Below are 21,744 nucleotides of genomic sequence, written 5' to 3'. Positions count from 1 at the left end.
CATAGGCCGATCGTTCGAAACATAGTCTGGAACCATGACAACAAGCGAAAAACCCTTTGATCTTGCTCATCGCCTCGCGCCCGGCGCCGAAAATGCGCCAGCCATCGCCGCGCCAAACCGGACAGTCCTCTCGCATGGCGGGCTGCGGCGTCTGATCCAAGAGACCGTGACTCGGCTCAACACGCTCGGCATCGGCCGTGGCGACCGCGTTGCCATCGTGCTCCCGAACGGCCCGGAGATGGCAACGGCCTTCATCGCGGTCGCCGCCGCCGCGTCCACCGCGCCGCTCAATCCGGCCTACCGGGCCGACGAGCTCGATTTCTATCTCAGCGACATCGGCGTCAAGGCGATCCTTGTCGGCAAGGACGAGCAAGGACCCTCGGTCGAAGTTGCCGAACGCCTCGGCATTGCGGTGCTGCGGCTGGCGGTGCCTGAAGGCGCGCCGGCCGGCATCTTCACCATCGAGGGCGGCCCGGTCGGGCCGCCGGTTGCCTCCGGCTTGGCCGAAGACAGCGACACCGCTCTCCTTCTGCATACCTCCGGCACTACATCGCGGCCGAAGCTGGTGCCGCTCAGCCACGCCAACCTCGCCGCCTCGGCCGCGCATATCGGCGCCACGCTGGGCCTGGGCTCGGCTGACCGCTGCCTCAACATCATGCCGCTGTTTCACATCCACGGGCTGATCGCGGCGGTGCTGTCCTCGCTCGCCGCCGGCGCCAGCGTCTTCTGCACGCCGGGCTTCAACGCGCTGCGCTTTTTCCAATGGCTCTCCGAAGCGAAGCCAACCTGGTATACCGCGGTGCCGACAATGCACCAGGCGATCCTGCCGCGCGCCGCGCGCAATCCCGAGCAACTGGCCGAAGCGAAGCTGCGTTTCATCCGCTCGTCGTCGGCCTCACTCCCGGCGCAGGTCATGGCAGAGCTGGAGGCGACTTTCGGCTGCCCGGTGATCGAGGCCTACGGCATGACCGAGGCGGCGCACCAGATGGCGTCCAACCGGCTGCCACCCGGACTGCGCAAGCCGGGCAGCGTCGGAGCCTCGGCCGGACCGGAAGTGGCCGTCATGGCGCCGGATGGAAGGCTGCTCGAGCCCGGCGAGATCGGCGAGGTCGTCATTCGCGGCCCGAACGTCACCGCCGGCTACGAGAAGAATCCGGACGCCAATGCCAGCGCCTTCGCGCATGGCTGGTTCCACACCGGCGACCAGGGCGTGCTGGACGAGGACAATTATCTGCGCGTCACCGGCCGGCTGAAGGAGATCATCAATCGCGGCGGCGAAAAGATCTCGCCGCTCGAGGTCGATGGCGTGCTGATGGATCATCCGGCGGTGGCGCAGGTCGTCACCTTCGCCATGCCGCATGACAAGCTCGGCGAGGAAGTGGCTGCCGCTGTCGTGCTGCGGGAAGGCCAGAGCGCCAGCGAGGCCGACATTCGCGGCTTTGCCGCGACTCGGCTCGCCGATTTCAAGGTGCCGCGCAAGGTGGTGATCCTGGACGAGATCCCGAAGGGCGCCACCGGCAAATTGCAGCGCATAGGCCTCGCGGCAAAACTCGGTTTGAGCTGATGCGCATTACAGTCTTCGGCGCCGGCGCCATCGGCGGCTATCTCGCCGCCAAGCTGGCGATTGCCGGCCGCGTCGATCTGTCGATCGTCGCGCGCGGCGCGCATCTCGAAGCGATCCAGGCCGATGGCCTACGCCTGATCGAGGACGGCAAGGAGACGATCGCCCGGGTGAGAGCAGCGGCCACGGCCGAAGAACTCGGCATTCAGGATTACGTGGTGCTGGCGCTGAAAGCGCATTCTCTGGCGCCGGCGCTGGACGAGATTGCACCGCTGCTGGGCGAGAGGACAGCCGTCGTCTCCATGCAGAACGGCGTGCCCTGGTGGTACTTCTACAAGGCCGGCGGCGCGCTCGAAGGCACGCGGCTTGATGCGGTCGATTCCGGCGGAAAGATCTGGGAGACCATCGGGCCTGAGCGCATCATCGGCTCCGTCGTCTATCCGGCCGTCGAGGTCGATGCGCCCGGGCGGATCCGCCATGTCGAGGGCACGCGCTTTTCGCTCGGCGAGCCTTCGGGCGAAAAAAGCGAGCGGGTGAGTGTGCTGGCGCGCGAGATGGTCAAGGCCGGGCTGCAGGCGCCGGTCCGCGAGGACATACGGTCGGAAATCTGGGTGAAGCTTTGGGGCAATCTCTCGTTCAACCCGATCTCGGCGCTGACCGGCAGCACGCTTGCGGCGATCGTCGCCGATGAAGGCACGCGGGCCGTCGCCCGCGCCATGATGCTGGAGGCGCAGGCGATTGGCGAGCGACTCGACGTGCGCTTCCTGATCCCCGTCGACCGGCGCATCAAGGGCGCCGGCGATGTCGGCGGGCACAAGACCTCGATGTTGCAGGACCTCGAACGCGGCCGCCCGATGGAGGTCGACGCGCTGGTCACGGCAGTGCAGGAGCTTGGCCGCCTGACCGGCCAGCCGACGCCGGCCATCGACACCGTGCTGGCGCTGGTGCGCCGGCTGGCGATCGAGCGCGGGTGTTATTAGCAGACCGGCATTCGATCCTGACACGATTTGTCAGCTACCGACGCTTCGGCGATGGCAGGTCACGAGGGAGCTCCCTATCTCGGGTCTGTCCAAACCGGGAGGAAATCATGACCACTGCCGAAGTCGCCAAGCATTTCACCGAACTCCTCAAGCAGGGCGACAACCGCGGCGCTGCCGCGAAATACAATGCCGACAACATCGTCAGCTACGAGGCGATGGAAGGGCCCATGGCCGTTTGCAGCGGCAGGGACGCCGTAAAGCAGAAGGGCGAATGGTGGGAAGCGAACCATGAGGTTCACGGCGGCTCGATCGAGGGCCCCTACGTCAATGGCGACCAGTTCGCCTTGCGCTTCACCTTTGACGTGACGCCCAAATCTACCGGCGAACGCGTCAAAATGGATGAGGTTGGCCTCTATACGGTCAAGAACGGCAAGATCAGCGAAGAGCGCTTCTACTATTGAAGGCGATCGGCGTCTGGCATTCCGAATCTTCGTTGCAGGATCTGAAAATCAGACACGGCGGCCAAGATGATATTCCGGCCGCCATGGAGAGCGCCAAATCGTCTTCACGTAGTCACGCTGGCAAAGCGGGCAGGGCAAGCCTAGGATTCGGCCAGATTCGCAATCCATTCGCCCGAGGTCCGAATTGACGATCACTATGTACGGCATCACCACATGCGACACGATCAAGAAGGCGCGCGTCTGGCTGGAGAGCCGCGACCTTCCCTACCGCTTCCATGACTACCGCGCCAAAGGGATCGAGGCAGAAAGGCTGGATGGCTGGGTCGATAAGGTCGGCTGGGAAAGACTGCTCAACAAGGGCAGCACGACTTTTCGCGAACTGCCGGAGAAGGACAAGGAAGCGCTCGACGAGAAGAAAGCGAAGATGCTGATGCTGGCCAAGCCAACTATGATCAAGCGGCCCGTGCTGGAGGTGGGTGGCCGCATCCTGGTTGGCTTCAAGCCGGATGTTTATGAAGAGGCGGTGAAGTAGGATTCGGCAGGCGCGGCACATTATCCCCTCGTCATCCTAGGGCGGAGCAAGGAGCGAAGCGGCGCGCGCAGACCCTAGGATCCATGCCGCGACGCTAGAGCGTTGTGCGGTTAAGAGTTCTGCTCCGTTGCGTCCTTCGGTGACAGTCACGGCATGGATCCTCGGGTCAAGCCCGAGGATGACGACGAGAGAGAGGTTACTCCCTCCGCAAATACCCCATCAACGCCACCGCATTGTTATGCGCCTCGTCATGCGCGCCGAAGAGCAGCGTCACCTTGCCGTGGCGCAGCAGTTCTCGCAGCTGCGCCACAGCTTCCTCGTTGCCGTCCAGCTCGGCGCGGTACCGCTTCTGGAACTCCGGCCATCGTTCGAGATCATGCCCGAACCATTTGCGCAGTTCGGTGCTCGGCGCGATCTTCTTCAGCCAAAGGTCCAGCGCGGCGTCCTTCTTGGAGACGCCGCGCGGCCAGACGCGGTCGACAAGCACCCGCTGGCCGTCGCTCCTCTCCGGCGCTTCGTAGACGCGCTTTACCGCTACGTCCAAGGCTGTCTCCGCGTCGGGTCTCTCAGGCCCATTCGCCCTTGCGCATCACCGGCACGCGGCTGCCGTCCTTGCCGACGCCGTCGATGTCGATCTTGTCCGAGCCGATCATCCAGTCGATGTGGATGAAACTCTTGTTGCCGCCGCGCTCGGCAATCTCGTCCTGGCTGAGCGAGGCGCCGTTGACGAAGCACTTCGAATAGCACTGTCCCAGCGCGATGTGGCAGGCGGCGTTCTCGTCGAACAGCGTGTTGAAGAACAGCAGCCCGCTCTTCGAGATCGGCGAGGAATGCGGCACCAGCGCCACTTCGCCGAGCCGGCGCGCGCCCTCGTCGGTGTCCAGCACCTTTTTCAGAACGTCCTCGCCCTTCGAGGCCTTGGCCTCGACGATCCGACCGACCTCGAAGCGCACCGAGATCTCGTCGATCAGCGTGCCCTGGTAGGAGAGCGGCTTGGTCGAGGAAACATGGCCTTCGACGCGCCTCGCATGCGGCGTGGTGAAGACTTCCTCGGTCGGGATGTTCGGATTGCAGGTGATGCCGTTCTTCGCCGTCGAAGCGCCGCCCATCCACTCATGACCTTCCGCCAGGCCGACGGTGAGGTCGGTGCCCGGTCCGGTGAAATGCAGTGCGTCGAAATTGTGCTCGTTCAGCCATTTCGTGCGCTCGGCCAAGGCCGCGTTGTGCGCCTTCCAGTTGCCGATCGGATCCTCGACATCGACGCGCGAGGCCGAGAAGATCGCGTCGGCGAGCCTCACCACCGCAACATCGTCGGGCTCGCCCGGGAACACTTGGCGAGCCCAGGCAACATCCGGATATGCGACGATGTTCCAGTTGATGTCGAAACCGGTGATTTTTTCGAGCGCCGGCTGGTACGCCATCGAATTCGCCTTGTTGGCGCGCGCCACCCTGGCCGGGTCCTGCGCCGACAGCAGAGACGGATCCTCGCCGCGCACCGCAAGCCGCGCCGCATTGTTGGCGAAGGCTTTCGCCATGCCTTCGTAAAGCCAGCCGGCGGCGCGGTCGAAGCCGGCGTCGGCGCCATAGCGGAAACGCGCCAGCGTGATCTCGTCGTCGTTGAAGATCGGCGTCACCAGCCCGGCGCCGGCCTTATAGGCATGCTCGACGATGCGCCGGGTCAGCGGCAGCGCCGCGATCGAGGACGTCAGCACCAGGTCCTGTCCCGGCTGCAGCTGCAGCCCGACCTTGACGGCGACTTCGGCCAGCCTGTCGAGCTTCACCGGGTCGATGGTTGCCGAGACGCCGCGCGAATGTGTGGTCATGATCCTGCCTGCCATGTTTTTGGGGTCTGGTCCTTACATAGACCGCTGCGCCTGGCCTTTCCACCGCGATCAACTGGGCCTCCAGGCATGATCGCGAAAAGTGCATGGCGGTGTTCGGACAAGATCATGCTCAAACGAGCTCAGGCGGCGCTGTCGAGCGCCCGGATCTGCGCCATGGTCGCTTCGATCTCCTCGCGGACCCAAGCCTTGAAGTCGCGCACCTTTCGGCTTTCGCTTTTGGTGGCCGAGGTCACCATCCAGTAGCCGAGCCCGCTTTCAACTCGCACCCCGAAGGGGGCGACCAGCCGGCCATCGGCCAGCGCATCGGCGGTCAGCAATTGCCAGGCGAGCATCACGCCATGGCCGGCGATTGCAGATTCCAGGCAGAGCATCGGATCGGTGAAGCGCGCGCCTTTTTGGAAAGTGACCGGCTCGACGCCGGCCGCCTTGAACCAGCTATCCCAGCTGATCATTGCCCGCTCGTCGGTGATGGCGCAGGTCCGCGCCAGGTCCTCGATCGAGTTCAGCTTGGCCGCGATCGCTGGTACGCAGACCGGAAACACTTCCTGCGCCAAAAGCAGTTCCGCGTTTACTCCCGGCCAAGCGCCGTCGCCCATCCGAATCGCAATGTCGATATCGGAATGGTCGAGATCGGCGAGCCTGCCTGAAGCGTCTATGCGCAAGAGCACGTTGGGATGGCGGGCAAAATGCCGCGACAGCCTGGGCAACAGCCATTTCGAGGCGAAGGCGGGCGCCACCGACACAACCAGGGTGCATTCCGTTGCCTCGCCGGCCAACGCCACCGCTTGCGCAAGCTCGCGGAAGCCGGCGCTCAGCCGGGCCGTGAAAACGACCCCGAATTCCGTCGGCACGAGTCCGCCGGACGTCCGCTCGAACAGCGCCTGCCCCAGCTGGTTTTCCGTGCGCTTGATCTGCTGGCTGACGGCGCTGATCGAGACATTGAGTTCGGCAGCCGCCGCGGCAAGCGATCCAACGCGGACAACGGTTTCGACGGCACGCAAGCCATTGAGGTGGACACGGTTCAGGATCGTCATCCAGTTTTTCTAAACTGGCTGGTTCCAAATCTCAATTGAAACGTGCCAAAGAAAAGCGGATTCTAGCGAGGCAAACCGGGCTTTGGAGGCAGGTCGATGAAGATTTTCTCTTTGCTGAAGGGGCTTTCCGGCGCTGAGCCAAGACAGGCTTGGCAGGAGGACGGCGAGATCGCCCGCTGGACGGTCGATCCTCTGTCGCATCCGGTGCTGGACGCCATGTCGGAGCGCGAGCTCGGCGATATGCCGTTCCGGCTCACGGCCGGCCGCACGGTGTACGAGACGGCTTGCCGCTGAAGGCGGGCCAAGCCGGCCTGGCCCAACGCAATCGCATTGTTTCGCACGTGCACACATTTATGCTGCGCTGCAATGAAAGCCGCTTCGCCATCTCCCTTGCGCCTTGCCCTCGCCGGCATGACGGCTCTCGCCGTCGCCATGGGCATCGGCCGCTTCGTCTACACCCCGATCCTGCCCGGCATGATGGAAGAGTTGCACCTGACGCCGGCAGACGCCGGCTGGATCGCTTCCGCCAACTATCTAGGCTATCTCATTGGCGCGCTTGCCGCAGCCGGCGGCTGGGCGCATGGCCGCGAGCGTCTGCTGATGTTCGCAAGCCTTGCCGCGAGCGCCGTGCTCGCGGCTCTGATGGGACTGAACGAGACGATGGCCGCTTTCCTCGCCATTCGTTTTCTCGCCGGCCTAGCCAGCGCCTTCGTCATGGTTTTCATGTCGTCAATCGTCTTCAGCCATCTTGCAAAGGCAGGCCGTGGCGACTTGCAAGCGCTGCATTTCGGCGGTGTCGGCCTGGGCATTGCGGCGTCCTCGGCGCTGCTGGCCACCCTCGTCACGGCCCATGCCGGCTGGCCCGCGGGCTGGCTATGGTCGGGAGCAATTTCCGCTGTCGGCCTGCTCCTCGTCGCGATCCTCGCGGGCTCCGCCACGCCCACCAATGGCGTCGATGGGCCTGAACCGGCGTTGCCGAAGGATAGATCGCTGACGAAGATAATCCTTGCCTATGGGCTGTTCGGCTTGGGCTATGTGGTGACGGCCACTTTTCTGGTCGCCATCGTTCGCCAGGACGGCGGCGGACGTGTCTTCGAGGCCTCGGTCTGGATGATCGCCGGTCTTGCCGGCTTCCCCTCGACCTGGTTCTGGCAAAAGCTCGCCGGCAGGATCGGGCTTTATACGGCCTATGCCGTGAGCTGCCTGGTCGAAGTGGTCGGCGTCATCGCCAGCGTCGTCGTCAAAGGTTTCAGCGGGCCGCTTCTGGCTGCCATATTGCTCGGCGGCACGTTCATCGCCATCACCGCGTTCGGCCTGCAGGCAGCAAGGCAGCTTGCGCCGCAGGCGCCGCGCCGCATCTTCGCGGTGATGACCGCCGCCTTCGGCCTCGGCCAGATCATCGGTCCGATTGCCGCCGGCTTGCTCGCCCAGGCCTCGGGCAATTATGTGCTCGCCTCGACAATGGCGGCTGCCGCTCTGCTGGTCTCCGGCGTCGTTGCCTGGTCGGCCGCACCAAAATCGCCATGATTTGTGGTCTTGTTCGGTGCCGGGCGCCGGGCCGGGCATTTTCTTTCCCAGTAATGTGTGACCTTATGCCCGCCGAACAGCAACGCCGCTGATTTGCGGTCAGACCGAGGAAACCCGCCACAGTGTTCGTATCCTTCTTCCCGCAGCCGAAGCTTTTCTTCACCTCGGCCGCCCTCTGGAGCCTTGCGGCGATCCTGTTCTGGTTCTTCGGCGGCGAACAGCTGGGCGCCATCCTCGGCATGCCGCCGGCGGCTGCGGGTGCGCCGCCCATCATCGGCATCGCGGTTCTATGGTCGAAGCCGTTCTTGTGGTTCTACATGTACTTCGTGGCCTGTGTGGCGATCTTCTACGCGTTCTGGAGCTGGTATGCTCCGCATCCGTGGCAGAACTGGTCGATCCTGATGACCGCCGTCATTCTCTTCTTCATCTATTTCAACGTGCAGGTCAGCGTCGCCGTCAACAACTGGTACGGACCTTTCTTCGATTATGTCCAGGGGCTGATGTCGGGAACGACGCCATCGACTGACATCGAGTTCTACAGGGGGTTGGCCGACTTCTCCTGGCTGGCGCTGGTCGGCATGAACGTGCAGGTGGTCAACGCCTTTATCGTCAGCCACTGGATCTTCCGCTGGCGCACGGCGATGAACGACTACTTCATGGCGAACTGGGGCCGGCTGCGCCACATCGAGGGCGCTTCGCAGCGCATCCAGGAAGATACGATGCGCTTCTCGCAGATCATGGAGGACCTGGGCTCGAGCTTCGTCCAGTCGATCATGACCCTCATCGCCTTCCTGCCGGTGATGATCCAGCTGCAAGCGCACATCACCGAGTTGCCGATCCTGGGCGCGGTGCCGCAGCCCCTGGTCGTTGCCGCGCTGGGGTGGTGCATATTCGGCACGGCCTCGGTGATGCTCGCCGGCATCAAGCTGCCGGGCCTCCAGTTCCGCAACCAGCGCGTCGAGGCCGCCTATCGCAAGGAACTCGTCTACGGCGAAGATCATCCCGACCGGGCGCAGCCGGCGACGACGACGGAACTGTTCGACAATGTGCGCCGCAACTACTTCAGGCTCTATTTCCACTACATCTATTTCAACGTCGTCCGGTACACCTACCTGCAGGCCGACAACATCTTCTCGCTGCTGATCCTCGGGCCCTCGCTGGTTGCGCACAAGATCACCTTCGGTGCGCTGAACCAGATTTCGAACGCCTTCGGCAAGGTGACGAATTCGCTGCAGTTCCTGTTGAATTCCTGGTCGACCATCGTCGAGCTGCAGTCAGTGCACAAGCGCCTGCGCGCCTTCGAGGCGACGCTGGAAGGCGAGCCGCTGCCAGACATCGACCAGCGTTATCTCGCGCGGCAGAGCGCGGAGGATCCGGCCTGAACTCGGAACAATTGCGGAACGCCTTTCCGTCCGGGATTGCGCCCAGGCAAGAGATTGGAAGTGGGCGGCTCAGCCGCCCACGGCAACCTGTGCTTCGCCAGAGCGCTGCCGCGCCACATAGTCGCCGAAGCTGATGCACTCGACCTGCTGCATGACGCAGACCTCATCCGCGAAGCGCTCCAGCGCGTTCCAGTAGGCGCCGGCATTCATCTGCGTGAAGTGGAAGCCGAGCTCCAGCGGAAGTCGTTTGCCGTTGTATTGCGCATCGAAGGCTGCGCGAAACGCCCGATAGGCGCGGTCGGCGAACACGCCCGCCATCGACGGCTTCTCGAAGCCGCCCGAATGGCGAACATAGAGGTTGTAGTCCATGGCGACCACCCGCTTCGACTTCGGCCCTTCCGGAATCTGCGGCAATGCAAAGCGGGTGGTGCCGTTCTTTGCGCGCGGCAGGGCAGAGCCGTTCGAGACACCGCTTGCGTCATATTGGAAGCCGGCCTCGGGCAGCGCTTCGTAAAGCGCCTTGCCGGTCGAGAGGTACGGCGCGCGAAAACCGATCACGGCATGGCGGGCGAATTCACGCCAGCCAGAGGGCTCGGGCGAAATGCCGTTGATAGCATAGGCATTTTCGAGGACGCGGCGGAACGCCGAGAACTCTGCCAGCCAGTTGGCCTTGCTCCAGCCCTTGCCGTCGAAATGTCCGCAGGCATGACTGCCGATGTCGTGACCTTCGGCGGCCGCGAGCCGGATCTGTTGCAGCCGGTCCGCGACATCCTGCTCCGAGGCGGCGAAGCCGATATTCGATTTGCCGGCACCCTTGCCGGGCGCGACGTACTCGGCGCGCGTTTTCGGCGAGAGCAGGAAGACGCAGGACAGAAAATACGTGAAATGCGCGCCGGTGCGCTTTGCCAGCGCGCGGCTGCGCTCCCATTGCGAGATCTCGCGTGCGCTGTCGAAGGAGATAAGCACGATCTGCTTTGGTTTCGCCGCCATCGGTTTCGGCGGATCGGCAAGCCCCGTGCCAACGGAGCCAAGCCAGGCGAGGCTGAACGCAAGGGCGCGGAACGAACGTGGCACTGGCAACCTTTTGGGCAACCTTTGGGGCTGTAGGAAAGCCGTCTATCGCCCAAATGTAGCATCGATGCGTTCCGGCAAGGCCTGTGGGGCACTGGGAGTCTCCGCCGATTTTCCGGCGATCCCCCTTCCATGCCGACGAAATTTCGCTAAAACGCGGGGCTCAAGAAGCGCTCCGTTCCGGGGCCGCAATGGTTTTTGATTGATGTCGGACGACAGTTTTATCCGCGAAGTCAACGAAGAGATTCGTCGCGAGCAGGCGCAGGCGCTGTGGGACCGCTTTGGTCCGGCCCTGCTCGGTGCCGCGATCCTGATCGTGGTGGCGACTGCCGCCTTCGTCGGCTACCGCTACTGGGACGAGACCCGCGCCAACCGGTCGGGCGATGCCTTCTCGCAGGCGCTCAAGCTCGCCAATGACGGCAAGAACGACGAGGCGATCGCCGCTCTCGATCAGCTGGAAAAGGATGGCTATGGCGCCTATCCGCTGCTCGCCCGCATGCGGGCGGCGACCGTCAAGGCCGACAAGGGAGACGTCGACGCCGCCGTCAAGGATTTCGATGCGGTCGCGGCCGACAGCGCCATTCCCGCAGGCATCCGCGACATGGCGAGGCTGAGAGCGGCGCTGCTGCTGGTCGACCACGGCTCGTTTGCCGATGTCTCCAGCCGTGTCGAGGCGCTCACCGCCGACACCAATCCGCTGCGCAGCTCGGCGCGTGAGGCGCTCGGCCTTGCCGCCTGGAAGGAAGGCAAGTCGGCGGATGCGCTGAAACTGTTCGACCAGATCGCTTCGGATGACGGCGCCCCGCGCAATGCGCGCCAGCGGGCGCAGTTGATGTCCGAGCTGATCCGCGGGTCGGGCAACGCTTCGTGACCCCGGATGACGTTCAAAGTCGCCATTATCGGCCGGCCTAACGTCGGCAAATCGACTCTTTTCAATCGGCTGGTGGGAAAGAAGCTGGCGCTTGTCGACGACACGCCGGGCGTGACGCGCGATCGTCGCGTCCATGCCGCCAAGCTTTACGATCTTCACTTCGACGTCATCGACACCGCCGGCTTCGAGGATGCGGCGGCCTCGACGCTGCCCGGCCGCATGCGCCAGCAGACCGAGATCGCCATCCGCGAGGCCGACCTGATCTTCTTCACCGTCGATGCCAAGTCGGGCCTGATGCCCGACGACCGGACCTTCGCCGACGTGGTCCGCAAATCCGGCAAGCCGGTGGTGCTGGTGGCCAACAAGGCGGAAGCGCGAGGCGCGCAAGGCGGCATGCTGGAAGCCTGGGAACTCGGCCTCGGCGAGCCGATCCCCGTCTCGGCCGAGCATGGCCAGGGCATGCCCGATCTGCGCGATGCGGTGATCGCGGCACTCGGCGAGGAACGCGCCTTCGGCGAGGACGAGCAACAGCCGGGCGACGAGATCGCCGTGAGCGAGGTGCTGATCGGCGAGGATATCGCCGACCCCGACGCCGAGCCGGCCTATGACGAGACCAAGCCGCTGCGCATAGCCGTGGTCGGCCGCCCCAATGCCGGCAAGTCGACGCTGATCAATGCGCTGATCGGCGAGGAGCGGCTGCTGACCGGACCCGAGGCCGGCATCACCCGCGATTCCATCTCGGTCGACTGGGACTGGCGCGGCCGCCGGATAAAGCTGTTCGACACCGCCGGCATGCGGCGCAAGTCCAAAGTCCAGGAAAAGCTCGAGAAGCTTTCGGTGCAGGATGGCCTGCGCGCTATCCGCTTCGCCGAGATCGTCATCATCGTGCTCGACGCCACCATCCCCTTCGAGAAGCAGGACCTGCAAATCGCCGACCTGATCATTCGCGAGGGCCGCGCGCCGGTGATCGCCTTCAACAAATGGGACTTGATCGACAACCCGCAGGAGCTTCTGGCCGAGCTGCGCGAAAAGACCGAGCGGTTGCTTCCCCAAGTGCGCGGCATTCAGGCGGTGACGGTCTCTGCCGAGACCGGGCGCGGCCTCGATCGGCTGATGGACGCCGTCATCAAGACGCACAAGGTCTGGAACAGCCGCGTCTCGACCGGCAAGCTCAACCGCTGGCTGGAAGGCATTCTGGCGCATCATCCGCCGCCCGCCGTCGCCGGCCGCCGGCTGAAGATCAAATATGTCACGCAGGCAAAAACCCGGCCGCCGGGTTTCGTCGTCTCCTGCTCGCGCCCGGACGCGATGCCGCAATCCTATGTCCGCTACCTGTCGAACAGCCTGCGCGAGGCTTTCGACATGCCCGGCGTGCCGATCCGCATGGCGTTGCGCACGTCGGAGAATCCTTTCGCGGGTCGGGCGAAGAAGCGCTGAGCCCTTTGTGGGCAAGGGTGGGCAGCGCCCCCTCCCGTCGTCATTCACGGGTCTGTGCCGTGTCGCTTCGCTCCTTGCTCCGCTCGAGGATGAAGAATGGCTTGGAACCTACGCGACCGCTCGCAACCCCTTACCGATTCGCGCTCCCTCCGGCAGCGTATCCAGCGCCGCCTCCAGCAATATCTCTGCCAGCCGTGCCGCCACCGGATCGAGCTCGGCATCCTTCTGGTGCAGATGCAGCGCCATCGTCGGCAGGGGCGGCAGGCCGAGCACGCCCGGCGCGATCGCCCTGACAGTGGCCGGCAGGCCGATATCGGTGCGGATCGTCAGCCCGAGACCCGCCGCGACCGCCGCCCAGATGCCGCCGAGGCTGGGACTCGAGAACGCCATGCGCCAGGTGAGGCCGGCGCGGTCGAGCGTCTCGGTCGCCACGGTGCGCAGCAGGCACGGCGCCTCGAACAACACCAGCGGCAGCGCTTCACCATCGTGGCCGGCTTGCATCGGTTTCGCCGGGCCGATCCAGCGCGCCTGCACCTCGGCGACATGCCGGCTGTAGGGCAGGATCGTGCCGTGGTGCCAGGCCAGCGCGATGTCGAGGCTGCCTGAGACGACGCGCTCGGCGAGCTCATGGCTGCGTCCGATCCGCGCTTCGATCCGGACCTTGGGATGCGCACGGGCAAACCGGCCGAGCACCTCCGGCAGCACGGCCTCGCCCAAGTCCTCCTGCAGGCCGAGCCGCACCCAGCCTTCCAGCTCGACGTCGCGGATAGCTGAGGCCGCCTCGTCATTGAGCTCGATGAGGCGCCGCGCGTAGCCGAGCATCGTCTCGCCGGCTTCGGTAAGCGTCAGGCCGCGCCCTGCCTTGCGGAAGACCGGGGTCGCCGCCTGTTCTTCCAGCTTCTTCAACTGCGCGCTGACGGCAGAGGTCGAGCGGCCGAGCCGCTCGGCCGCCTTGGCGAAACTGCCAAGCTCCATTCCGGTGACGAAGGTCCTGAGCACGTCGAGGTCGAATGTGACGCGTCGCATGAGATCGTCCTTTTTTTCAGGATTATCGATCAAAAACTTCCTGATTTAATGGATGAAACTATGGCGCTACATCCGCCCGGTCAAGACCGATCGACCGGCGCAGAAGGAATACGAGATCATGTCCGCCATCGTAACTCGCAACGATTGCCGGCGGCCCGCGGCAGGCGCCGCCGCTTCGGCTGGCCGCGCCTTCGGGCCCACCCATCGATGGAAAGTGCTCGGCATCGGCGTCGCCGCCAATGCCGGCTTCTCCGCTACCTTCTCCGGCATCCCGGCAACCGCTGTGGTGATGCGCCAGGGTTACCATCTCGACAATGCCTCGCTCGGCGCTCCGCTCGGTCTGCTCGGCCTCGGCGTGGCGCTCAAAACTGCCCTGGGGCGTGCTCACCGACCGCTGGGCGACCGCCGCGTGCTGCTGACCGGGCTCGGCGCGACCGCCATGTGGCTTTTTGCCATGGCAATCCTCGTCGTGCCGACGAAAACAGCCGCTCCCGGTGTCGTGCTGCTTTCGGCCAGCCTGCTCGTTGCAGGCCTGCTCGGCGGCAGCGTCAACGGCTCCAGCGGCCGCGCCATCATGGGCTGGTTCGGCGAAGGCGAGCGCGGCTTCGCAATGAGCATCAGGCAGACGGCGGTGCCGCTTGGCGGCGGGTTGGGCGCGCTCGTCCTGCCGTCGCTGGCCCTGGGCCTGGGCTTTGCCGCCGTCTTCGGCCTGCTGGCGGCTCTCTCCGCGCTCTCGGCTTTCTTTGCCTGGCGCTGGCTGCACGAATCGCCGACGCAAGGCGACGCGCATGCCGCCGCCGTCACGAGCGGCCCGGCGCCGCTGCGCAACATCGAGGTCTGGCGCATCTCGGCAGCTATCGGCCTGCTCTGCTTCCCGCAGGTGGCGGTGCTCACCTTTGCCTCCGTCTTCCTGCACGACTTTGCCGGCATGGGCACATGGGTAACCAGCGCCACCCTCGCCGCCGTGCAGACGGGCGCCATGGCGATGCGCGTCTGGAGCGGTCGCTTCACCGACCGCCACCGCAACCGAAGGCCGTTCCTGAGGTTCTGCAGCGCGCTGAGCGCGCTGGCCTTCCTGGTGCTATGGATTCTGGCCATCGCTGCGGCCAGGCAGCCGTCGCTGCTGTTGCTCCTGCCCCCTATGGTGATCGTAGCCGGCATCTGCGTCTCGGCCTGGCATGGCGTTGCCTATACCGAGCTTGCGACACTTGCCGGTGCCGGCCATGTCGGCACCGCGCTCAGCCTCGCCAACACTCTGGTCTTTGTCGGCTTCTGCCTTGTGCCGATCGCCATTCCCTGGCTTCTGCTTCTCTTCGCATGGCCGGACGTGTGGCTGGCGGCGCGATCTGTGCGGCGATCGCATGGCCGATCTTTCTGCGCACGGCCTGACGTTTTCGCCGGCTTTCCACAGCTGGCGGAGGCCGGCCTATCTGCAACATGAAAAAAACACGATCGGTGCCGTTAACCCCCCATCAAGGTTAATGCTTCATTTTGGCTCTCCGGGGTCAGTAGCGTTTCTGGAGAGTTCCGTGCATCGACGCGTTCTTACGCGGCTCGTCGCCGCCGCCGTTGCGAATAAACGTTCCTTCCTTCCTCCTTTGGTTCTGGGGCTCGGCTTCTGGGTCGGCTTTCCGTCCGTCGTCGCTTACCAGGATATGGCAAGCCTCGTGTCCGGGCTGGAGTCGCCCAGCCATCGCTGGAATGCCTATGTCGAAAAATCCGTCGCCGGCTCGGTGCACGCCGCCGAGATGCCGTTCGTCGATTCGGCCGCCACGGGCTCGATCTCCGGCTCCGGCGTGGACCTGCCTGGCGTTGGCACGGTGGCGCTCCGCGGCAAGGGCAATGTCGCCGGCGCTACGCCCGATGAGGACCGAGTCGTGCGCGCCGACAAGAAGGGCCGCCTCGTCCAGGTGTCGCCGGTTGCGCCGCCGAAGAATTTCAGCGCCGGCTCCATCTTCGAGCGTACCTCCTCGCTGCTCCGTCCGGCGATGGACAGCGGCCTGAAGCTGACTTTCGCCAAGCCCGGCATCAAGGGCAAGGAAATCCAGATCGCCCAGGCCTTCCACATCCGCGAGGACAAGAAGCCCGATCCGGATTTGCCGGCGGCTCTCATCGCTCTCGTCAACAACGACAAGCCGGATATCCTCGCCACCGCCTATGCCCAGTCGGCGCCGGACTATGCCAAGGCCTCACCTTTTGAGGCTCTGCTGCAGGACGATGCGAACGACGGCCGCTTCATTCCGCCGATGGGCAAGGGCGATCACGCCTGGATGCAGAACCCGCTGCCGGCGGCCGTCTTCTCCAAGCCGGAACAGGAGTGCCTCGCCAAGGGCATCTATTTTGAGGCGCGCAGCGAACCGGTGCGCGGCCAGGCCGCGGTGGCGCAGGTGATCCTCAACCGCGTCCGCAACCCTGCCTATCCGAAGACGATCTGCGGCGTCGTCTACCAGAACGACAACTGGTTCAACCGCTGCCAGTTCTCCTTCGCCTGCGACGGCAGGAAGAAGCGCATCAGCGACCCGGTCGCGTACAAGACCGCCCAGGATGTCGCCATGGCGGTGACCGCCGGCAAGATCTTCATCCCCGAGGTCGGATCCTCGACGCATTACTACGCCAACTACGTTCATCCGGGCTGGGCGCGCGCCATGCAGCGCATGACCAGGATCGGCCTGCACATCTTCTATCGCACCTATGGCGGCGGCTGGAGCTGAGCCGCTTAGGCGGGTCGAACTGAGCCGCTTGATCGGCACCCGCGGCAACGCTCTTTCTCGCTTGCTGCGCGCACCGATCGGAGCGGCTTGCCGCCCGGATTCGCGCCGAGTCCTCGCACAGGCGTGACGGGCACGATGTCGCACCCGGATAAGTCGTTGATTTGAAACGGGAAAATACATCGCTTTGAAGTTCGGCCCGTGGCTTGACGGGCGCGGACCCGCTAACTATGTTGCCGGCGACTTTAGAAGCGGACGGACGGTGATCGTCTGCCCGGGCAGGGGGGTTGCGATGGCCGACAAAAACGGGCCAGACGGAACCGGAGAAACCGGCCGCGGCAGGCAGCCAGAAGCCACCATCCGCGACGACGAACTTGAGCGCCGCCGGCGCGAGCTTGAAGCATCGCTTGCATCAAGACGCACGGACCGGCTCGAGGGGAAAGACGAAGCGAAAGCTGCGACCGGTTACGGTCAGGCCCTGAAACTGTCCAGCGAGTTCATCGCCGGAGTGGTGGTTGGTGTCGGCCTGGGCTGGATCATCGACCGCTTGGCGGGAATCGCGCCCTGGGGTCTGATCGTCGGCCTGCTGCTGGGTTTTGGCGCCGGTATACTCAATGTCCTGCGTTCGTCGGGACTTGCATCGGAATTCGGCCAGGGCGGCAAGCCGCCCGAACCGAAGGACTGAAGTAAGGCGCCGCAAGGCGCGAAAGAAACTTAAGAAGCCGGTTGTGGCTTTGACGGGGATTTAAAGTGGCTGCTGCTGACCAGGTCGATCCGATCCACCAGTTCCAGATCCATCCGATCATCCCGCTTCATATCGGCGGCTACGACATTTCTTTCACCAACTCCGCTCTGTTCATGGTCGTGACGATCGCCGTCGCTTCCGCTTTCCTCTACATGAGCACCGCCAGCCGCGCCCTCATTCCTGGCCGCCTGCAGTCGGTCTCGGAAATGGCCTATGAGTTCGTCGGCAACATGCTGCGCGATGCGGCGGGCAAGCAGGGCATGCAGTTCTTCCCGCTGGTGTTCTCGCTGTTCATGTTCGTGCTGGTCGCCAATCTGATCGGCCTGTTCCCTTATTTCTTCACCGTCACCAGCCACATCATCGTCACCTTCACGCTGGCGATCCTGGTCATTGGCACCGTCATCGTCTACGGCTTCGCCAAGCACGGCCTCGGCTTCCTCAAGCTGTTCGTGCCGCATGGCGTGCCTGGCTATCTGATGCCGCTAGTGGTGGCGATCGAAGTCATTTCCTTTGTCTCGCGTCCGGTCAGCCTCTCGGTTCGTCTTTTCGCCAACATGCTGGCCGGCCACATCACGCTGAAAGTGTTTTCGGGCTTCGTCGTCAGCCTCAGCGCGCTGGGTGCGGTCGGCATCGCCGGCTCGGTCCTGCCGCTCGCCATGGCGGTTGCCCTGACGGCGCTGGAACTGCTGGTCGCCTTCCTGCAGGCCTACGTCTTCGCGGTGCTGACCTGCATGTATCTGAACGACGCTCTGCACCCGAGCCACTGATCGATTTTCACCGGCGCCCCGGCGCCAGCATACCCCACGTACCAACCGCAACGATTACGAAAACCACAGGAGTTTTGAAATGGACGCAACTGCAGCAGCTGCTATCGGCGCTGGTATCGCCTGCATCGGCATGGGCGGCGCCGGCATCGGCCTCGGCAACATCTTCGGCAGCTATCTCTCGGGTGCGCTCCGCAACCCGTCGGCCGCTGACGGCCAGTTCGGCCGCCTGATCTTCGGCTTCGCCGTGACCGAAGCGCTGGGCATCTTCTCGCTCCTCATCGCGCTGCTGCTGGTCTTCAGGTAAGAACCACGCGCTGACGAAAGGGGCCGCATGGTGCGGCCCCGCCGTATGGACAGGGGAATGAGATGTTCGTGACATCTGCCTTTGCGCAAGAATCCGCGCCGGCCACGGCCGAGGGCGATACGCATGCGGGCACCGCCGTGCCTGCCGAGGAGCATGGCACGTTCCCGCCGTTCAATGCCGAGACCTTCCCGTCGCAGATCCTGTGGCTCGTCATCACCTTCGGGCTCTTCTATTTGTTCCTGAAGCGGGTTGTGATGCCGCGCATCGGCGGTATCATCGATGTCCGCAACGATCGCATCACCCAGGATCTCGACCACGCCGCCAGGCTGAAGGGCGAGGCGGACGCTGCCGTTGCCGCCTATGAGCAGGAATTGGCGGAAGCTAAGGCCAACGCCAACAAGATCGGCCAGCAGGCGAGCGACGCCGCCAAGAGCGAAGCCGAAAGCACGCGCAAGAAGCTCGAGGCGGAACTCGAGAAGAAGCTCGGCGAAGCCGAGGCGAGCATCGCCTCGATCAAGGCCAAGGCGATGAAGGAAGTCGGCACGATAGCCGAGGACACCACGTCGGCCATCGTCGAGGCGCTGGTCGGCGGCAAGACCGACAAGGCCGAGATTTCGGCCGCGGTCAAATCCGCGACCCGGTGAGGAGGCCATCATGGACGCCACATCACTTGCCACGCTCTGGGCCACCATTGCCCTGATCATCTTCCTCGGCGCCGTCATCTATCTGAAGGTGCCGGGCATGCTCGCAAAGTCGCTCGATTCCCGCGCGGCCAAGATCAGCAGCGAACTCGAGGAAGCGCGCCGCCTGCGCGAAGAGGCCCAGCAGCTGCTCGGCCAATACCAGCAGAAGCGCAAGGAAGCCGAGAAGGAGGCCGCCGACATCGTCGCCGCCGCCAAGCGCGAGGCCGAGATCCTTGCTTCCGAGGCGCATAAGAAGACCGAGGACTACGTCGCCCGGCGCACGGCGCTTGCCGAGCAGAAGATCAGCCAGGCCGAACGCGAAGCGATCGGCGAGGTGCGTGCCAGCGCCGTCGACATCGCCGTCGAGGCCGCCCGTGCGCTGCTCGCCGCCAAGGTCGACGCCAAGGCCGGCGCCGATTTGTTCAAGTCGGCGCTGCAGGACGTGAAGGCCAAGCTGAACTGAGCGGCTCTGCCGTTGCTGACATGAAGCCGCCTGGGCAACCCGGCGGCTTTTTTGTTTTGGGCGCGAATAATCTCCCCTCTTGAGGGGGAGATGTCGCCGAAGGCGACAGAGGGGGTCGTTGCGCGTAGAGCTCGACCCTTGTGCGACTAAAAGAGGGCGTCGGTGCTTCACGCGCGACGCCCCCTCCGCCTGCCGGCCATTTCCCCCTCAAGGAGGAGATTAATCTATTCCCTCGAAGCTCTCTTCCGCTTCCGCCACCTCGACGCCGCCCAACCGGAACGGCGCGAACGACGCCCTGTGCAGTCGCGCCACCGGGCCATGCGCCTCGATCGCGGTCCGGTGGCGGACCGTCGCGTAGCCCATATGCATTTCGAAGCCGTAATGCTCATGATGGCCGCCGCAGCCGCACATCATGCGGTCGCGCATCACCTTGGCGATGATCGAGGCGGCGGCGATAGACTGCGAGCGCTGGTCGCCCTTGATCAGCGCGCGGCCCTCGCAGGTGAGCCCTGGCGGCACGTCGCGACCGTCCGCCAGCGCCAGTTTGGGCGGCAGCGACAGGCCAGCGGCGGCGCGGCGCATCGCTTCCAGGCTGGCTTTCAGAATGTTGCTGTTGTCGATGCCTTCGGCGCTGATCGAGGCCATCGAGACGCTGAGCGCCGAGCCCAGGATTTTGAGGAACAGCGCCTCGCGCTGCAGATGGGTGAGGCGCTTGGAATCGTCGAGCCCTTCGGGAATGTTGGCCGGGTTGAGCACCACGGCCGCGGCCACCACCGGACCGGCAAGCGGCCCGCGGCCCGCCTCGTCCATCCCCGCTACCGGCCACAGCCCCTCGGCCATCGCTTTCGTTTCAATCGAGAAGTCGGGCTTCTCGACCATTTCGAAGAGAAGCGGAGAATCGGAACGCGCGCGAGCCATGGTGCGGCGAGGTTCGCATCGGCTCCGATTCTCCGCAAGTCCCTCCGGGTCGGATGGGGCGTCGGACCGGGAGGGCACCGTCTCACGGCCGGGGGACTGGGCCGGACGTTGATTCTTGAGCAATTCCAGGAAGAGTGCGTAGCGGGCCTTCCGTACGAAGTTACATCAAAACAGAGGGTTAGCGGATCGCAATCCGGGCGCAAAAGTCTGCCTCCGGAGTTGCCTTGGCGCCGGCCTTCGCGGCGGCATCGTCTTCACAGCAGCATCAACTGCTCGCCGACGCCGGAGCCTGCGACGAATTGGTCGGTCCGAAGCTGCCGCCGCTCGGCATTGAGGCCGAGCCGCTTGGCGGCGATCTCGAAGCGCCGGCCGATCTGCCAGGCATAGGGTCCGGCGCCCTTCATGCGCTTGCCCCATTCCGAATCGTAGTCCTTGCCGTCGCGCATCGAGCGGATCAGCGAAATCACATGCCGGTAGCGATCCGGATAATGGCGCAAGAGCCAGTCCTTGAAGATCGGCGCCACCTCGAGCGGCAGACGCAGCACGACATAGCCTGCCTCCCTGGCGCCGGCGGCGCGCGCCGAATCGAGGATGCGCTCCATCTCCGGATCGGTGAGGCCGGGAATGATCGGCGCCACCATCACCGAGGCGGGGACGCCGGCATCCGAAAGCTGCCTTATCGCTTCCAGCCGCTTTGTCGGCGTCGAGGCGCGCGGCTCCATGGTTCTCGCCAGCATGCGGTCGAGCGTCGTCACCGACAGCGCCACCTTGGCGAGGCCGCGTTCGGCCATGCGCGACAGGATGTCGATATCGCGCGTCACCAGTGCCGACTTGGTGACGATGCCGACCGGATGGCCACGCGCCTCCAGCACCTCCAGGATCTCGCGCATGATCCGGTATTGCTTTTCGATCGGCTGGTAGGGATCGGTGTTGGTGCCGATGGCGATGGTGCGCGGCTGGTAGCCGGGCTTCGACAATTCCCTGTCCAGCATACGCGCCGCATCGGGCTTGGCAAAGAGCTTGGATTCGAAATCGAGCCCCGGCGACAGGCCCATGAAGGAATGCGTTGGCCTGGCAAAGCAGTAGACGCAGCCATGCTCGCAGCCGCGATAGGGATTGATCGAACGATCGAAGGAAATGTCCGGCGACTCGTTGCGCGTGATGATGGTGCGCGGCTTCTCGACCTGCACCTCCGTCTTGAACGGCGGCAGTTCCTCCAGCGAGTTCCAGCCATCGTCGAACACATGCCGGCTGACCGGCTCGAAGCGGCCGGACGGATTGATGCCCGCGGAGCGTCCGCGATTGCGGTCCGGCCGCACGCGCATGCCGCTCTGTTCTATCATTGCATTTGCCATCTCGGCTCTGCCTGCTCCGAAAGCGGCAATGTCGGCGCGCACGATCTGTTCCATTTTCGCCCTCTCCCAGGGACT

23 protein-coding genes are annotated in these 21,744 nt (G+C 64.6%); 16 read left to right on the top strand and 7 right to left on the bottom strand.

Annotated features, from left to right (window positions below):
• Positions 1-34 precede the first annotated feature (34 nt).
• The 4 genes from CK215_RS06825 (at position 35) to CK215_RS06810 (ending at position 3,534) form a co-directional block, all read left to right on the top strand.
• Complete coding sequence (locus CK215_RS06825; RefSeq protein ID WP_095830467.1) at positions 35-1,564, top strand: acyl--CoA ligase; 1,530 nt, start codon at positions 35-37, stop codon at positions 1,562-1,564.
• A complete protein-coding gene (locus CK215_RS06820; RefSeq protein ID WP_095830466.1) occupies positions 1,564-2,541 on the top strand; it encodes a 2-dehydropantoate 2-reductase in 978 nt (325 codons plus the stop codon). The genes CK215_RS06825 and CK215_RS06820 overlap by 1 nt, the downstream gene beginning before the upstream one ends.
• Before the next feature lie 107 nt (positions 2,542-2,648).
• Positions 2,649-3,002, top strand: a complete 354-nt coding sequence (locus CK215_RS06815) for a nuclear transport factor 2 family protein (protein ID WP_066988871.1) — start codon at positions 2,649-2,651, stop codon at positions 3,000-3,002.
• 184 nt (positions 3,003-3,186) lie between these two features.
• On the top strand, positions 3,187-3,534 hold the full coding sequence (locus CK215_RS06810) for an ArsC family reductase (protein ID WP_095830465.1): 348 nt from the start codon (positions 3,187-3,189) through the stop codon (positions 3,532-3,534).
• A gap of 196 nt (positions 3,535-3,730) precedes the next feature.
• Here CK215_RS06810 and CK215_RS06805 read toward each other — a convergent pair whose 3' ends face one another.
• The 3 genes from CK215_RS06805 to CK215_RS06795 form a co-directional block, all read right to left on the bottom strand.
• Entirely contained in the window at positions 3,731-4,078 is a 348-nt protein-coding gene (locus tag CK215_RS06805) for a DUF488 domain-containing protein (RefSeq protein WP_095830464.1), read from the bottom strand.
• Between the two features lie 22 nt (positions 4,079-4,100).
• Positions 4,101-5,357, bottom strand: coding sequence for an aminopeptidase (locus tag CK215_RS06800; RefSeq protein WP_066999089.1), 1,257 nt, complete (start codon positions 5,355-5,357; stop codon positions 4,101-4,103).
• Positions 5,358-5,497: 140 nt separating this feature from the next.
• Positions 5,498-6,412, bottom strand: a complete 915-nt coding sequence (locus CK215_RS06795; RefSeq protein ID WP_095830463.1) for a LysR substrate-binding domain-containing protein — start codon at positions 6,410-6,412, stop codon at positions 5,498-5,500.
• 96 nt (positions 6,413-6,508) lie between these two features.
• On the opposite strand from CK215_RS06795, the gene CK215_RS06790 reads away from it, so the two are divergent.
• From CK215_RS06790 to sbmA, 3 genes are all read left to right on the top strand, one after another.
• Complete coding sequence (locus CK215_RS06790; protein ID WP_066999065.1) at positions 6,509-6,706, top strand: hypothetical protein; 198 nt, start codon at positions 6,509-6,511, stop codon at positions 6,704-6,706.
• A 72-nt stretch (positions 6,707-6,778) separates the two neighbouring features.
• Positions 6,779-7,939 (top strand): YbfB/YjiJ family MFS transporter, encoded by a 1,161-nt coding sequence (locus tag CK215_RS06785; protein ID WP_095830462.1) that lies wholly within the window; start codon positions 6,779-6,781, stop codon positions 7,937-7,939.
• 122 nt (positions 7,940-8,061) lie between these two features.
• Entirely contained in the window at positions 8,062-9,321 is a 1,260-nt protein-coding gene (sbmA, locus tag CK215_RS06780; protein WP_066999060.1) for a peptide antibiotic transporter SbmA, read from the top strand.
• A gap of 69 nt (positions 9,322-9,390) precedes the next feature.
• Here sbmA and CK215_RS06775 read toward each other — a convergent pair whose 3' ends face one another.
• Positions 9,391-10,395, bottom strand: coding sequence for a polysaccharide deacetylase family protein (locus tag CK215_RS06775; protein ID WP_095830461.1), 1,005 nt, complete (start codon positions 10,393-10,395; stop codon positions 9,391-9,393).
• Between the two features lie 202 nt (positions 10,396-10,597).
• Here CK215_RS06775 and CK215_RS06770 point away from each other — a divergent pair, with 202 nt between their 5' ends.
• The gene (locus tag CK215_RS06770; RefSeq protein WP_066999055.1) at positions 10,598-11,263 is read left to right on the top strand and encodes a tetratricopeptide repeat protein; all 666 of its coding nucleotides are present in this window, start codon (positions 10,598-10,600) and stop codon (positions 11,261-11,263) included.
• A gap of 6 nt (positions 11,264-11,269) precedes the next feature.
• Positions 11,270-12,700, top strand: a complete 1,431-nt coding sequence (der, locus tag CK215_RS06765) for a ribosome biogenesis GTPase Der (RefSeq protein ID WP_095830460.1) — start codon at positions 11,270-11,272, stop codon at positions 12,698-12,700.
• A gap of 108 nt (positions 12,701-12,808) precedes the next feature.
• Here der and CK215_RS06760 read toward each other — a convergent pair whose 3' ends face one another.
• Positions 12,809-13,726, bottom strand: coding sequence for a LysR substrate-binding domain-containing protein (locus CK215_RS06760; protein ID WP_095830604.1), 918 nt, complete (start codon positions 13,724-13,726; stop codon positions 12,809-12,811).
• A 52-nt stretch (positions 13,727-13,778) separates the two neighbouring features.
• Between CK215_RS06760 and CK215_RS06755 the strand changes: the two genes are divergently transcribed.
• The 7 genes from CK215_RS06755 (at position 13,779) to CK215_RS06725 (ending at position 19,396) form a co-directional block, all read left to right on the top strand.
• Positions 13,779-15,167, top strand: coding sequence for an MFS transporter (locus CK215_RS06755; RefSeq protein WP_245418623.1), 1,389 nt, complete (start codon positions 13,779-13,781; stop codon positions 15,165-15,167).
• 88 nt (positions 15,168-15,255) lie between these two features.
• The gene (locus CK215_RS06750; protein ID WP_095781745.1) at positions 15,256-16,437 is read left to right on the top strand and encodes a cell wall hydrolase; all 1,182 of its coding nucleotides are present in this window, start codon (positions 15,256-15,258) and stop codon (positions 16,435-16,437) included.
• 289 nt (positions 16,438-16,726) lie between these two features.
• Positions 16,727-17,119 carry an AtpZ/AtpI family protein gene (locus tag CK215_RS06745; protein ID WP_066999046.1) on the top strand — a complete coding sequence of 131 codons (393 nt, stop codon included), beginning with the start codon at positions 16,727-16,729 and terminating at the stop codon, positions 17,117-17,119.
• A 65-nt stretch (positions 17,120-17,184) separates the two neighbouring features.
• Positions 17,185-17,946 carry a F0F1 ATP synthase subunit A gene (locus CK215_RS06740; protein ID WP_066999043.1) on the top strand — a complete coding sequence of 254 codons (762 nt, stop codon included), beginning with the start codon at positions 17,185-17,187 and terminating at the stop codon, positions 17,944-17,946.
• Positions 17,947-18,025: 79 nt separating this feature from the next.
• A complete protein-coding gene (locus CK215_RS06735; RefSeq protein WP_066999040.1) occupies positions 18,026-18,250 on the top strand; it encodes a F0F1 ATP synthase subunit C in 225 nt (74 codons plus the stop codon).
• A 62-nt stretch (positions 18,251-18,312) separates the two neighbouring features.
• Positions 18,313-18,894: a F0F1 ATP synthase subunit B gene (locus tag CK215_RS06730; protein WP_066999038.1), complete on the top strand. Its 582-nt coding sequence runs from the start codon at positions 18,313-18,315 to the stop codon at positions 18,892-18,894.
• Between the two features lie 10 nt (positions 18,895-18,904).
• Entirely contained in the window at positions 18,905-19,396 is a 492-nt protein-coding gene (locus tag CK215_RS06725; protein WP_095830459.1) for a F0F1 ATP synthase subunit B, read from the top strand.
• Positions 19,397-19,615: 219 nt separating this feature from the next.
• Here CK215_RS06725 and CK215_RS06720 read toward each other — a convergent pair whose 3' ends face one another.
• Complete coding sequence (locus tag CK215_RS06720; RefSeq protein ID WP_095776222.1) at positions 19,616-20,314, bottom strand: ribonuclease HII; 699 nt, start codon at positions 20,312-20,314, stop codon at positions 19,616-19,618.
• Positions 20,315-20,568: 254 nt separating this feature from the next.
• The gene (locus CK215_RS06715; RefSeq protein WP_141245458.1) at positions 20,569-21,723 is read right to left on the bottom strand and encodes a PA0069 family radical SAM protein; all 1,155 of its coding nucleotides are present in this window, start codon (positions 21,721-21,723) and stop codon (positions 20,569-20,571) included.
• Between the last annotated feature and the right edge of the window lie 21 nt (positions 21,724-21,744).

This window comes from Mesorhizobium sp. WSM3864 (genome assembly GCF_002294955.1).
GTDB lineage: Bacteria > Pseudomonadota > Alphaproteobacteria > Rhizobiales > Rhizobiaceae > Mesorhizobium.
Note: the sequence above shows the minus strand (reverse complement) of the source record. Positions and strands in the feature narration are given on the sequence as shown.

What these genes read in the sequence shown, in the direction of transcription:
- CK215_RS06725 (WP_095830459.1), top strand. Translation starts at nt 18,905, where the DNA reads ATGGACGCCACATCACTTGCCACGCTCTGGGCCACCATTGCCCTGATC.
- CK215_RS06825 (WP_095830467.1), top strand. Translation starts at nt 35, where the DNA reads ATGACAACAAGCGAAAAACCCTTTGATCTTGCTCATCGCCTCGCGCCC.
- CK215_RS06760 (WP_095830604.1), bottom strand. Translation starts at nt 13,726, where the DNA reads ATGCGACGCGTCACATTCGACCTCGACGTGCTCAGGACCTTCGTCACC.
- CK215_RS06800 (WP_066999089.1), bottom strand. Translation starts at nt 5,357, where the DNA reads ATGACCACACATTCGCGCGGCGTCTCGGCAACCATCGACCCGGTGAAG.
- CK215_RS06795 (WP_095830463.1), bottom strand. Translation starts at nt 6,412, where the DNA reads ATGACGATCCTGAACCGTGTCCACCTCAATGGCTTGCGTGCCGTCGAA.
- CK215_RS06820 (WP_095830466.1), top strand. Translation starts at nt 1,564, where the DNA reads ATGCGCATTACAGTCTTCGGCGCCGGCGCCATCGGCGGCTATCTCGCC.
- CK215_RS06790 (WP_066999065.1), top strand. Translation starts at nt 6,509, where the DNA reads ATGAAGATTTTCTCTTTGCTGAAGGGGCTTTCCGGCGCTGAGCCAAGA.
- CK215_RS06715 (WP_141245458.1), bottom strand. Translation starts at nt 21,723, where the DNA reads ATGGAACAGATCGTGCGCGCCGACATTGCCGCTTTCGGAGCAGGCAGA.
- CK215_RS06720 (WP_095776222.1), bottom strand. Translation starts at nt 20,314, where the DNA reads ATGGCTCGCGCGCGTTCCGATTCTCCGCTTCTCTTCGAAATGGTCGAG.
- CK215_RS06755 (WP_245418623.1), top strand. Translation starts at nt 13,779, where the DNA reads ATGAAACTATGGCGCTACATCCGCCCGGTCAAGACCGATCGACCGGCG.
- CK215_RS06730 (WP_066999038.1), top strand. Translation starts at nt 18,313, where the DNA reads ATGTTCGTGACATCTGCCTTTGCGCAAGAATCCGCGCCGGCCACGGCC.
- CK215_RS06815 (WP_066988871.1), top strand. Translation starts at nt 2,649, where the DNA reads ATGACCACTGCCGAAGTCGCCAAGCATTTCACCGAACTCCTCAAGCAG.
- CK215_RS06745 (WP_066999046.1), top strand. Translation starts at nt 16,727, where the DNA reads ATGGCCGACAAAAACGGGCCAGACGGAACCGGAGAAACCGGCCGCGGC.
- CK215_RS06785 (WP_095830462.1), top strand. Translation starts at nt 6,779, where the DNA reads ATGAAAGCCGCTTCGCCATCTCCCTTGCGCCTTGCCCTCGCCGGCATG.
- der (WP_095830460.1), top strand. Translation starts at nt 11,270, where the DNA reads ATGACGTTCAAAGTCGCCATTATCGGCCGGCCTAACGTCGGCAAATCG.
- CK215_RS06770 (WP_066999055.1), top strand. Translation starts at nt 10,598, where the DNA reads ATGTCGGACGACAGTTTTATCCGCGAAGTCAACGAAGAGATTCGTCGC.
- CK215_RS06735 (WP_066999040.1), top strand. Translation starts at nt 18,026, where the DNA reads ATGGACGCAACTGCAGCAGCTGCTATCGGCGCTGGTATCGCCTGCATC.